The following is a 12,414-nucleotide window of genomic DNA, read 5'->3' as shown; positions in this document are numbered from 1 at the left end:
GGATGCAGGGGCGCGTCGGCTTGCGCAGCGTCGCGAATGCGTTGCGCGAACGGGCGCGTCGTTGCGTGTTTTGAAGCGACGCGGCGCAGGCGGCCGCGTAGTCTCGGGCGTACTCGATCACCAGGAGAAGACGATGAAGGTATGTGTTCTGGGCGGCGGCCACGGCTGCCATGCGGCGGCCATCGACCTGCTCGAAAAAGGTCACGACGTGACGTGGTGGCGGCGCGATCGCGAGCCGCACGCGCGGCTGCGCGCGCTTGGCGTGTTGAACGTCACCGACTATCGCGGCAAGCGCGCGGTGCCGCTCGGCGATGCGCCGGGCGCGATCCGCCTGACCGACGATCTGGCCGCCGCGCTGCACGGCGCGCAACTCGTCGTGGTGCCGTTGCCGGCCACGTCGCACGACGCGCTTGCCGCGCAGGTCGCGCCGCTGCTGGAGGACGGCCAGGTCGTGTTCCTGCCGCCCGGCACGTTCGGCAGCGCCGTGTTCGCCCGCGCGGCGGCCGATGCCGGCAACCGTTCGCGCGTCGCGTTCGCCGAAACGGGCACGCTGCCGTACCTGGTGCGCAAGTATCGCGACAACGACGTCGTGATCAGCGCGTACGCGACGCGCCTGCCGACCGGCGTGTGGCCGGTGAATGCAGCCGGCTGGGCGTTCGACGTGTTGCGCGCCGGCTATCCGTCGGTCGAGCCGGTCGAGGATGCGTTGTCCGGCGCGCTGATGAATGCGGGCCCGGTGATCCATCCGCCGCTGATCCTGATGAACGCCGGACCGCTCGAACACTTCGACGCGTGGGACATCCACAACGAAGGCACGCAGCCGTCGATCCGCCGCGTGACGAACGCGCTCGATGCCGAACGCATCGCGGTGCGCGAAGCGCTCGGCTATCGCGCGCCGCATTTCCCGCTCGCCGATCACTACGCGATCGACGGCGACGAGTGGATGTACGGGCGCGGCGCGCACGGCAAGCTGACCGATAGCGGCGACTGGCGCGAGAAGATCGATCTGCGCACGCATCGCTACATGCTCGAGGATACCCGGCTCGGGCTGTCGTTCATCGTGTCGTGCGGGCGCTGGGCCGGCGTGCCGACGCCCGTCGCGCAGGGGCTGCTGAGCATCGCGAGCGCGGTCGCGGGGCGCGACCTGTATGCGGAGGGCCGCACGCTGGAGCGGCTCGGGCTCGCGGCGCTGTCGAAGGACGCGCTGCGCGCGCTGGTCGATGCGGGGTACGCGGCATGAAGGCGGCCGACGATGTGACGCGCATCCACGTGCTCGGCGCGGGACGGATGGGGCAGGGCATCGCGCTCGTGTTCGCGTTTGCCGGCCTCGACGTGACGCTGATCGACTTCAAGCCGCGCGATGCGGCTGGCCGTCGCGCGTTCGACGCGCGCACGCGCGACGAGATCGCCCGGCCGCTGCATGCGCAGCTCGCGCTCGGCCGCATCGATGCCGCACAGGCCGACGCCGTCGTCGCGCGCATCGCACTGGTGGCGCGGGACGGCGCGGCCGACGCGGTGCGCGATGCCGATATCGTGTTCGAAGCACTGCCCGAAGTGCTCGATGCAAAGGTCGACGCGCTGCGGTGGCTCGGCGAACACGTCGATGCGCACGCAACGATCGCGTCGACCACGTCGACGTTCGTCGTCACCGAATTGCAGCGCCACGTTGCGCACCCGGCACGAATGCTGAACGCACACTGGCTGAATCCCGCGCTGCTGATGCCGCTCGTCGAGGTCAGCCGCAGCGACGCGACCGATCAGGCCGTTGTCGACACCGTCGCAGCGCTGCTCGAACGCGTGGGCAAGAAGCCGGTGATCTGCGGGCCGGCGCCCGGCTACATCGTGCCGCGCATTCAGGCGCTCGCGATGAACGAGGCCGCGCGGATGGTCGAGGAAGGCGTGGCCAGCGCCGAGGACATCGATATCGCGATCCGCACCGGCTTCGGTCCGCGCTTCGCGGTGCTCGGGCTGCTCGAATTCATCGACTGGGGCGGCTGCGACATCCTGTACTACGCGTCGCAGTACCTGGCCGGCGAGATCGGCCCGCGCTTCGCGCCGGCCGCGAGCGTCGTGCGCAACATGGAAACCGGGCGCGACGGCGTGCGCACGGGCGCCGGCTTCCACGACTATGCGGCGGTCGACGTGCCCGCGTACATGCGCCAGCGGCTCGGCGAATTCTCGCGGCTGCTCGACCATCTCGGGCTGGCGCCGGCGTTCGACAGCGCGCGGCGCGGCCGGGACGCGTAGCCTGGACGTTGCGGCTGCGTGCGCTTGCGGCGCCGCGCAAGCGCGCACGTGGCGCCGTGGACCGGTGCGCCAATCGCCCACCGGCAACGCGGGTGCGGCGGCCGGCGCGGGCCGCGCGCTCATGCCGTGTCGCCGCGCGTGCCGGCTGCCGGCACGGCACGCGTCTCGCGCATCACGCACAGCGTCGCGACCGTGACGAGGCCGAGCGCAATGAGGAACAGCGACACGGGCCACGACGCGTGATAGCGCGCGAGCAGCGCGGTCGCAATCAGCGGCGACATCCCGCCCGCGAAGATCGACGCGACCTCATGACCGAGCGCGACGCCCGAGTAGCGCACTTCGGTGCTGAACAGTTCGCCGACGAGTGCCGGCAGCGTGCCGATCATCGCGCCGTGGCTCACCGCCGTGCCGACCGTCAGCGCGAGCCACACGAGCGGCGTCACGCGCGTGTCGAGCAGCCAGAAGAACGGAAACGCGCATGCGACGAGACTCAGCGCGCCGATCAGGTACACGGGCTTGCGGCCGATCCGGTCGGACAGCCGGCCCCATGCGAGCATCGCGCCCATCTCGACGATCATCGCGATCATCACGCCGGTCAGCATCGTGCCGTTCGGAATCCCGACGTATTTTCCATAGACGAGCGAGAACGCGAGGAAGATGTACGCGCCGCCGTTCTCGGCCACGCGCAGCCCCATCGCGAGCAGGATTTCCTTCGGATGACGGCGGATGCACTCGACGATCGGCAAGTGCGTGTGTGCGCCGCGCTTGCCGGCCTGCTCGAAGTCGCGGCTTTCCGGCAGATGGCGGCGGATATAGATGCCGATCGCGAAGATCGCGATGCTCGCGAGGAACGGCAGCCGCCAGCCCCACGTGCGGAACGCGTCGTCCGGCAGCGCCTGCGCGGCGAGAAACGCGGCCGACGACAGCACGAAGCCGCCGCCCACGCCGAGCTGGCTCCACGCCGCGTAGTAGCCGCGCTGCTCGGGCGGCGCGTTCTCGCTGATCATCAGCACGCCGCCGCCCCATTCTCCGCCGGACGCGATGCCCTGCAGCAGGCGCAGCACGACGAGTGCGGCCGGCGCCCACAGGCCGACCTGCGCATAGGTCGGCAGCAGGCCGATCGCGAACGTCGACGCACCCATGATCAGCAGCGTCCATACGAGCGACGCCTTGCGCCCGTAGCGATCGCCGACGTGGCCGAACACGATCCCGCCGAGCGGCCGCGCGACGAAGCCGAGCGCGAACGCCGCGAACGCGGCGAGACTGCCGGCGAGCGGCGATGCGCCGGGCGGAAAGAACACGTGGCCGAACACGAGCGCCGCGGCCGTGCCGTACACGAAGAAGTCATACCATTCCATCGCGTTGCCGGCGACGGAGGCGATGACGATCCGGCGTAGTTGCCGGTCGGCGAGCGGCCGGGCGGCGCTCGGGGATTGCACGGTGTCGGTCGGGTACATGGCGGACTCTGAAGGGGGAGGCAGGCGCGTGCCGTCTTGTGCGGCACTGCGGGCTAGTGTTGTCGGCCCCGCCGGCCCCGGTCAAATCCGCAGAAAAAGGGGAGTGTCATCACTCCGGCAAATGATGGGTGCGTACCAGCCGTGCGATCAGGACCGGAAAAATCGTATTCATCCTATAGGCGACACAGCATTTCCACATTATCAATCTCGATCCACGTGAGATGTGAGATCGCTGATGAAGAATGCACAAGGCCACGAAATGGTTCGCCTGGGAGACGCCACCGATCATGGTGGCGAAGTCATCGAATGCGCGAACGACCTGAAACATCTCGGAGTCGGCGTGGCGCTTGACGGCCATAGTGTTCTTTGTCGGAAATGCGGCGGTGTTTTTCCGTTATCCCAGATGACACGCGTGTGATGGCGGGGCTACATCGCATGTTGATTTTCAATTATTACTGGATGATTTCGCACATGCAAAATCAGACGGGCGGAGCCTATATGAAACCCGATGTGCCGATCGCACAGGCCGAGGTGTGCAAGCTGTTGAGAGTGTCACCGGAAACGGCGGCGAAGATGGTGAGTTTCGAAGAGGGATACCGGAGCCAGTTACATGAAGAAGATGCTTATGCGTGTGCGGAAGTGGTGCAAGCCTATTGGGACCGCCCTGATCGTGCTTTCGTGCGCAACCCCGGTACATGCACAGGAGGATACGATGCTTCACTTGACGCCATTGGGGGAGGGATGCAGGCGACCGACGAAGAGCAGCGCGTCGCACTGCGCACCATCCTTAAAACAGCAATGGCAATCCTGCGCGATGATGCGCCGTACGATCCGAAGAATATTATCTTTGGGACAAACTACACGACGTGGACGCACCCTCCTGCAAAAGGGTTTCTTTATAAATACAAAAATCGTGCGCTGCGCGGGACGAAGATTGAATTTTCCACTGGCGACGATCCGGAGGACTACAGTGAGGATCGCGATAAAGTGAAAATCGTTCCGGCTGGGGTAAGAATTGTCGTTGACGCAAGGGTTGCCAATCTGCCTGATACGGAAATCAAATCTCTCCTCCAACTAGAGGACTATTGGGTTGACGGGGATGGAAATCGTGAGTACGGGAATGAAATAATGGGGCGCACTCCCGACGCTCCCAATTTGCAGTCTTTTCGTTACCGATCAAAGGATGTTCCGGGTAGCAAATTTCCTATCGATGTCGATCTTGGTTACATCAACCCGGTGGATGGATCTTTTCCGCAGCGACTGTGGATAGTTGAGATAAGCCGCATATACAGGATTTTGACACCGGAGGAACGCGAACAGCGCCGCTTGGAAGAGCAACAAGCGAAGCGCCACAAATACGGGTTGATGAATCTGTGTACGGGGATGCTGTGTCCTGAAACGGGGATCTGGCAGGGATACACGAAGACTTCCAGTTCGGATATTCATATGATCCGGAAGGGACATGAATTCCCCGATGTCCGCACGCTGACCCCTCGGGAGCAAGCGGAACGGAAGCAATACACGAACTTGTTTGAGCCGGGTCAGTGGATGTGGGTAAAGGAATATGTGGAGCCGGAGTGGATGAAGGAAGGCTGACCTGAAAATTGCAGCACGGGCGGCGGGGCTTCCGACAACAATCTCGCGTTGCGGGACGTCCCCGCCCGCATCCCGGTGTATCGATTCTGGCCTTCATGCGACGTGGCATGGCGCGCTCAGCGCCACGTCGCCCGTACGCCGTCCCCCGTTACCGCTCGATCTGCCGGTTCCACCGCGTATCCCACTGCGCACGGCGCGCGTTGATCGCGGTCCAGTCGACCACCGTCACCTTGCGCACCAGGTCGTCGACGTTGCCGAGACTCTGCTGCATCGCGGCCGGCATCTTCGCGAGACGGTTGGTCGGGATCTGCTTGCCGGCCTCGGCCGCCTTCGTCTGCGCGGGCGCGGACAGCAGGAACTGAGCGAGCTTCTGCGCGAGTTGCGGGTCGGGATTGTTCGCGACCACGCACAGGTCGACGAGCAGCAGCACCGGACCTTCCTTCGGGTTCGCATACGCGACCGGGATGCCCTTGTCCTGCAGGTCGCCGACGCCGGTCGGCGTCAGCGGGAACAGGCCGGCCTCGCCGGTCTGCACCATCTCCGAGATCTTCGCCGAGTTCGGGATGTACTCGACGACGTTCGGCCCGACCGTGCTCGCCCACTTGCCGAAGCCGGGCTCGACGTTCTGCTCGTTGCCGCCGAGCAGCCGGTTGATCGCGAGGAAGCCGTGCAGCCCGAACGTGCTGCTCGACGCCGACTGGAACACGACCTTGCCCTTGTATTTCGGGTCGGCGAAATCCATCCACGACGTCGGCGGCGCCCAGCCTTTCTCGGCGAACAGCTTCTTGTTGTAGGCGATGCCGGTCATCCCGAGCTGCACGCCCGCGCCGACGTCGTCCTTCATCCGCGCGAACGGATAGAGCTCCTTCAGCACCGGCGAATCGTCGAGCTTCTGGCACACGCCAAGGCTCACCGCGCGCGCCATCACGCCGTCGTCGAGGAACGCGACGTGGATCTGCGGCTTGTTGCGGTTCGCGAGCAGCTTCGCGAGCACGTCCGACGACGTGCCGGGCACGATCACCACCTTTACGTTGTTCGCCTTCTCGAAGTCGGGCAGCACCTGGCTCGTATAGGCCTTTTCCATCGGCCCGCCGTTCATGCCGACGTAGATCGTCTTCGTTTGCGCGTACGCAGGCGCGCCGACGCCTGCGATGCAGAGGGCGGCGGCGGCCGCGATCGTTCCGAGCAGTTTCATCTTTGTGTTTCCTCTTGACGGAAAGGGGCGGCCGGCATGGCTTGGGGGAAGAAGCGGCCGATCGAGAATGCATCGAGTGGCGTGGCGGTTTCGCCGGTGGTGACGAGATCGGCGAGCACGTCGCCGACGCCCGGCGCGAGCAGGAAGCCGCCGCCGGAAAAGCCGAACGCATGCAGCAGGTTCGGCGTGGTACGGCTCGCGCCGATGATCGGGTTGTGGTCGGGCGTACAGCCTTCGACGCCGCTCCACGTGCGGATCAGCAGCGCGTCGCGCAATGCGGGCAGCAATGCGCAGGCGTCGCGCATCACCGCGCGCGTCGTGTCGACCGACGGCTGGCCGAACTCGCCGTCGCCGCGGCCGCGGCCGCCGCCGATCACGCAGTTGCCGCGCGCGACCTGGCGGGCGTACACGCCGCCGCCATACACGCCGAGGTTGTGCGCGATGAACGGCGGTAGCGGCTCGGTCACCCACATGTTCGGGTAGATCGGCTCCATCGGTACGGCCTCGCCAAAGCGTTCGGCGATCGTGTTCGCCCATGCGCCGGCCGAATTGATCAGCCACGTCGCGGTGTGCGCGCGACCGCCCGCCTGCAAGTGAAAACGTGCGCCATCGTGATGAACCGCGTCGACAGGCGTGTGCTCGAACACGTCCGCGCCCGCTGCGCGGGCCGCGCGCGCGAACGCGGGCGACACGAGGCGCGGGTTCGCATGGCCGTCGGTCTCGCACAGCGAGCCGCCGAGCGCCGCGCGGCCGAGCCACGGGTAGCGGCGGCGGAACGCGTCGCCGCGCATTACCTGCAGCGGCAAGCCGTGTTCGCCGGCGAGCACGGCGTATGCGTCGAGCGCGTCGAGATCGGCATCGCTGCGCGCGAGCCGCAAGTGGCCGGACACGACGAATTCGCCGTCGATGCCGATCAGTTCGGGCAGGTGATTCCAGATGCGCCGCGCCCGCAGCGCGAGCGGCAATTGCTCGGCCGGGCGGCCCTGGCAGCGCACGCCGCCGTAGTTCACGCCGCTCGCCTGCGCGCCGCAGTCGCGCCGCTCGAACAGCCCGACGCGCAGTCCGCGCCGCGTCAGCGCGAGCGCGGCCGACGCGCCGACGAGGCCGCCGCCGACGATCGCGACGTCGTAATGCCGGATCTCACTCATCGCGCGCCTCGTCGGGAATCGCCGCGACGTCGTCGCCCGCGAGCGCGGCCGAGATCGGGAACGGCTTCACGGGTGGTTGCGCACGCAACCGCCCGACGTCGGCGAGCGGCCGGCCGGTTTCGGCGGCCAGCACGAGCGCGGCCGCGTCGCCGCACATGCGGCCCTGGCAGCGGCCCATGCCGACGCGGGTCAGCGCCTTCAGCCGGTTCAATTCGGTCGCCGCGCCTTCGCGCACGCAGCGGCGCAGCGTGCCCGCGTCGATCTCCTCGCAGCGGCACACGATCGTGTCGTCGGGGCAGCGGGCAACCTGTTCGGCCGGCAGCGCGAACGCCGCCCCGAGGCCCGCGCGGAATGCGCCGATGCGGGCGAGCGTGCGCTCGAGCGCCGCCGCGTCGGGCTGGCCGGGCGGCGAGCGCGATGCGACGCCGGCATCGTCGAGTAGCGCGAGCGCCGCACGCCGGCCCGACGCTTCGGCCGCGTCGGCGCCTGCGATGCCCGCGCCGTCGCCGGCGACGTAGACGCCACGTACCGACGTGCGACCGGCCGCGTCGCGTTCGGGCACCCACGCGCGATTGAGCGGGTCGAATTCGAACCGGCAGCCGGCGAGATCGGCGAGCTGCGTTTCGGCGCGCAGGCCGAAGCCGAGGCCGAGCGCATCGCAGTCGAGCACGCGCGGTGGCGTGGGCTGCGCGTCGTCTCCGGCGGCGCGCCATGCGATCCCCGTCACGTGCTGGTCGCCGAGCACGCGTTCGAACGTGACGCCCGTTTCGATCGCGACACCATGCGCACGCAGCCAGCCGTTGTAGTAGAGCCCTTTCGCGAAGATCGACGGCATGCGCAGCAGCGCGGGCGCGGCGGCGGCCTGGCGGCGCAGCGGGCTCGTGTCGAGTACGGCCGCGACGTGTGCGCCGGCCTTCGCATACTGGTAAGCGACGAGGTAAAGCAGCGGCCCGGTGCCCGCGAACACGATGCGTCGGCCGATCGCGCAGCCCTGCGCCTTCAGCGCGACCTGCGCGCCGCCGAGCGTATAGACGCCCGCGAGCGTCCAGCCGGGCACGGGCAGCATGCGGTCGGTCGCGCCGCTCGCGACGATCAGGTGCGAGTACGGCACCGTCACTTCGCGGCCGTCCTGCAGCGTGTCGACGCGGCCCGCGCCGCACGACCACGCCAGCGTGTTCGGCCGATAGTCGATGTGCGGCAGCAGCGCGGCCATCGTCCGGTGCACCGCGTCGGCCTTCGCGGCCTCGAAGCCGTACAGCGTGCGCTTGCCGCGCACGAACGCGGCGTCGGCCGGCGGTTGACGATAGATCTGTCCGCCCCAGCGCGCGTTCTCGTCGATCACGACCGGGCGCAGCCCGGCGTCGACGAGTGCCTCGGCCGCGCGCACGCCGGCCGGCCCCGCGCCGACGATCACCGGTTGCAGTGCGGCGCTCACGATGCGTCTCCGGTCGCGGCCGGCCGGGCGGCCGTGAGAATCCGCATGCCGTCGGCGATCGGCGTCGAGCACGCGCGCACGCGTGCGCCGGCTTCGGTGCGCACCCAGCAATCCTGGCATGCGCCGATCAGGCAGAAGCCCGCGCGCGGCAGGCCGCTGAATTCGCTGGTACGCACGCGGCGCTGCGCGACGAGGATCGCGGTGAGCACGGTGTCGCCGGCAAGCGCGTGCGCAGGCCGGCCGTCGAGCATGAACGCGACGGCGGCGCGCTCGCGTTCGGCGACGCGCACGAACTGCGCGCCGTCGTCCGCGATGCCGGGGGAACGGGAAACGGGAGTCGTCATCAATGTTGGCCGATCAGGATGCGGTTCAGGCCGTACACGCGATCGAGCAGCAGCATCGCGCCGGCGGTGATGAAGATGACGAGCGCCGATACCGACGCCATCATCGGATCGATCGATTCGGTCGCGTACATGTACATGCGTACGGGCAGCGTGACCGTCTGCGGCGACGTGACGAAGATCGACATCGTCAGCTCGTCGAAGCTGTTGATGAACGCGAGCAGCCAGCCGCCGGTGATGCCCGGCACGATCATCGGCAGCGTGATCCGGCGGAACGTCGTCCACGGGTCCGCGCCGAGCGAGCACGCGGCCTGCTCGATGCTGCGGTCGAGGCCCGCGACGGACGCGAGCACGAGCCGCATCACGAACGGCGTGATGACGATCATGTGCGCGAGCACCAGCCACGCGAACGAGCCGGTCGCGCCGATCAGCGCGAAGAAGCGCAGCAGCGCGATGCCGAGCACGAGACCGGGAATCACGAGCGGCGACAGCAGCAGCCCGTTCAGGAATGCGCGGCCGGGAAACGTCGCGCGGCCGATCGCGAGGCCGGCCGGCAACGCGATCGCGAGCGACAGTGTTGCCGACGCGAACGCGAGCTTCACGCTGTTGACGAACGCGGTGACGAAGTCGGGATAGTCGAGGATCGCGCGGAACCAGCGCAGCGACACGCCGCGGGTCGGCAGCGTCAGCGTTTCGCTGGGCGTGAACGCGACCAGCACGACGATCGCGAGCGGCGCGAGCACGAACAGGATCACGAGCGTGTGGAAGGCAAGGGCGAAGGGGCCGTTCTTTCTCATCGCGATGCGCCTCCGAGGCTGCGCGCGTAGCGGCGTTCGAGCACGCGGTAGTAGGTGAGCATCACGACGAGGTTCGCGGCGAGCAGCAGCACCGCGATCGTCGCGCCGAGCGGCCAGTTCAGCGAGCCGAGGAATTCGTCGTAGACGGCCGTGGCCGCGACCTTCAGCCGGCGTCCGCCGAGCAGGCCCGGAATCGCGAACGCGCTCGCCGACAGCCCGAACACCATCAGGCTGCCCGACAGCACGCCGGGCATCAGTTGCGGCACGACGATGCGGCGCAGCGTCGTGAACGGCGACGCGCCGAGCGACAGTGCCGCGTGTTCGGTCTGCGGATCGAGCCGCTGCAGCGCGGTCCACACGGGAATCACCATGAACGGCAGCATCACGTGCACCAGCGCGACCACGATCGCGAACGTCGTGTATTCGAGCTTGTACGGCCCGAGCCCGACGAGCCCGAGCGCCTGGTTCACGAGGCCGCTCGTGTTCAGCAGCATGCTCCAGCCGAACGCGCGCACGACCACCGACACGAGCAGCGGCGCGAGGATCGCGAGCAGGAACAGCGAACGCCACGGGTCGCGCATCTTCGACAGCACGTACGCTTCCGGCGTGCCGATCGCGACGCAGATCGCGGTCGTCAGCGCGGCGATGCCGAACGTGCGCGCGAAGATCGTGTGGAAGTACGACGAGCCGAGCACTTCCGCGTAGTTGCCGAACTGGAACGCGGCGATCGGGCCGGTGGCCGGGTCGAACCGGTAGAACGTCAGCACGAACGTCATCGCGAGCGGCGCGAGCACGAGCGCGGCGAACAGCGCGAAGGCCGGCGCGCACATCAGCCACAGCGGCGCGTGGGCGCGCCAGCTCGCACGCGGCGCGTTACCGCCGACGGTGCGGAGCGATACCGCATCGGCGGCGGCCGGGGCGGCCGCGAGCCCGGCCGGCGCGCCGTCGGTCGAGAGCGGGCGGGAAGGCTGTCCCATTCAGGCCTCCCGGCGCATCACGCGCACGGCATCGCTGTGCCAGTCGATGCCGACCGGCGCGCCTTCCTCGAGCGGCTCCGCGCCTTCGTTCTGGCAGCACACGAGCACTTCGCCGAGCGCGCTGTCGACGCGGTAGAGCCACTGACTGCCGAGGAAGAATCGGCTCGTGACGGTCGCGGCGAAGCGGCCGGCGTCGGGCGCGCACAGCCGCAGCTTCTCGGGGCGGATGCAGACCGACACCGCGTCGCCCACGCGCACGTCGCGTTCGCGCGGCGGCAGGTGCGCGGTGCGGCCGGTCTCGGCGAGATCGTGTCCGAGGTCGATGCGGATCGCGTCGCCGTCGTGTGCGACGATCGTACCGGGCAGCAGGTTCGCCTTGCCGATGAACTGCGACACGAAATGATTCTCCGGGCGTTCGTACGCGCGGTACGGCGTATCGGTCTGCGTGATGCGGCCGGCTTCCATCACGACCACGCGGTCGCTGATCGACAGCGCTTCCGACTGATCATGCGTGACCATGATCGTCGTCGTGCCGATCTTGCGCTGGATCGCGCGCAGCTCGAACTGCATGTCCTCGCGCAGCTTCGCGTCGAGGTTCGACATCGGTTCGTCGAGCAGCAGCACCGGCGGCTCGATCACGACCGCACGCGCGATCGCCACGCGCTGCCGTTGGCCGCCCGACAGCTCGCGCGGAAAGCGGTGTGCGAGCGCGTCGAGGCGCACGAGCGCGAGCGCCGCGCGGATGCGCTCCGTGCGCTCGGCCTTGTCGACGCCGCGCATGTCGAGGCCGAAGCCGACGTTCTCCGCGACGCTCATGTGCGGAAACAGCGCATAGCTCTGGAACACGATGCCGAGCCCACGGCGGTTCGGCTTCAGGTGCGTGATGTCCTGCCCGTCGAGCGCGATGCGGCCGCGCGTGACGTCGACGAAGCCGGCGATCATCTGCAGCGTGGTGGTCTTGCCGCAGCCGGACGGCCCGAGCAGCGACACGAATTCGCCTTGTTCGACCGACAGGTTGACGTCCGCGACGGCGGTGAGTTCGCCGAAGGTTTTCGTCAGATCCGTAAGCGTGAGAAACGACATGGGGAGCTCCGGGTTCGCACACCGCATGGCCGGTGCGCCGATGACGCGGACTCTAGCCAGCCATATTTGGGAGCGTCAATTTCGAATTCTGCTGAACGGGATGAATTTCTGAAAAATTCCATTGAATGGAACGAATGC

The 12,414-nt window shown here is 68.0% G+C and carries 12 protein-coding genes; 4 read left to right on the top strand and 8 right to left on the bottom strand.

All coding sequences use genetic code 11. From position 1 onward, the window contains the following. Positions 1–133: 133 nt before the first annotated feature. Positions 134–1,240, top strand: a complete 1,107-nt coding sequence (locus KR541_RS18025; protein ID WP_050014428.1) for an NAD/NADP-dependent octopine/nopaline dehydrogenase family protein — start codon at positions 134–136, stop codon at positions 1,238–1,240. Next, entirely contained in the window at positions 1,237–2,247 is a 1,011-nt protein-coding gene (locus KR541_RS18020; RefSeq protein ID WP_050014429.1) for a 3-hydroxybutyryl-CoA dehydrogenase, read from the top strand. The genes KR541_RS18025 and KR541_RS18020 overlap by 4 nt, the downstream gene beginning before the upstream one ends. Positions 2,248–2,366: 119 nt before the next feature. Here KR541_RS18020 and KR541_RS18015 read toward each other — a convergent pair whose 3' ends face one another. Beyond that, positions 2,367–3,704 (bottom strand): MFS transporter, encoded by a 1,338-nt coding sequence (locus tag KR541_RS18015; protein WP_050014430.1) that lies wholly within the window; start codon positions 3,702–3,704, stop codon positions 2,367–2,369. A gap of 235 nt (positions 3,705–3,939) precedes the next feature. On the opposite strand from KR541_RS18015, the gene KR541_RS18010 reads away from it, so the two are divergent. Next, positions 3,940–4,122 (top strand): PAAR domain-containing protein, encoded by a 183-nt coding sequence (locus KR541_RS18010; RefSeq protein WP_080334285.1) that lies wholly within the window; start codon positions 3,940–3,942, stop codon positions 4,120–4,122. Between the two features lie 17 nt (positions 4,123–4,139). Further along, a complete protein-coding gene (locus tag KR541_RS18000) occupies positions 4,140–5,300 on the top strand; it encodes a hypothetical protein (RefSeq protein WP_252996665.1) in 1,161 nt (386 codons plus the stop codon). A 148-nt stretch (positions 5,301–5,448) separates the two neighbouring features. Here KR541_RS18000 and KR541_RS17995 read toward each other — a convergent pair whose 3' ends face one another. Genes KR541_RS17995 through KR541_RS17965 form a run of 7 tightly spaced genes read right to left on the bottom strand, consistent with a single transcriptional unit; the run spans position 5,449 to position 12,276 of the window. Beyond that, positions 5,449–6,495, bottom strand: coding sequence for an ABC transporter substrate-binding protein (locus tag KR541_RS17995; RefSeq protein WP_124554454.1), 1,047 nt, complete (start codon positions 6,493–6,495; stop codon positions 5,449–5,451). Beyond that, positions 6,492–7,643 (bottom strand): NAD(P)/FAD-dependent oxidoreductase, encoded by a 1,152-nt coding sequence (locus KR541_RS17990; protein WP_124554455.1) that lies wholly within the window; start codon positions 7,641–7,643, stop codon positions 6,492–6,494. The genes KR541_RS17995 and KR541_RS17990 overlap by 4 nt, the downstream gene beginning before the upstream one ends. Next, positions 7,636–9,078, bottom strand: coding sequence for an FAD/NAD(P)-dependent oxidoreductase (locus KR541_RS17985; protein WP_216089693.1), 1,443 nt, complete (start codon positions 9,076–9,078; stop codon positions 7,636–7,638). Before KR541_RS17985 ends, KR541_RS17990 begins: the two co-directional genes overlap by 8 nt. After that, positions 9,075–9,422, bottom strand: a complete 348-nt coding sequence (locus tag KR541_RS17980) for a (2Fe-2S)-binding protein (RefSeq protein ID WP_089489047.1) — start codon at positions 9,420–9,422, stop codon at positions 9,075–9,077. The genes KR541_RS17985 and KR541_RS17980 overlap by 4 nt, the downstream gene beginning before the upstream one ends. Next, entirely contained in the window at positions 9,422–10,216 is a 795-nt protein-coding gene (locus KR541_RS17975) for an ABC transporter permease (RefSeq protein ID WP_050014437.1), read from the bottom strand. The genes KR541_RS17980 and KR541_RS17975 overlap by 1 nt, the downstream gene beginning before the upstream one ends. Continuing rightward, positions 10,213–11,193 (bottom strand): ABC transporter permease, encoded by a 981-nt coding sequence (locus KR541_RS17970; RefSeq protein WP_050014438.1) that lies wholly within the window; start codon positions 11,191–11,193, stop codon positions 10,213–10,215. Before KR541_RS17970 ends, KR541_RS17975 begins: the two co-directional genes overlap by 4 nt. Then, entirely contained in the window at positions 11,194–12,276 is a 1,083-nt protein-coding gene (locus KR541_RS17965) for an ABC transporter ATP-binding protein (RefSeq protein ID WP_089489048.1), read from the bottom strand. It abuts the gene before it with no gap. Positions 12,277–12,414 lie beyond the last annotated feature (138 nt).

Origin of the sequence: Burkholderia sola (genome assembly GCF_905400185.1) — a bacterium.
In the GTDB taxonomy this organism is placed as follows: Bacteria; Pseudomonadota; Gammaproteobacteria; order Burkholderiales; family Burkholderiaceae; genus Burkholderia; species Burkholderia sola.
This window is presented reverse-complemented; position numbering and strand designations above follow the sequence as displayed.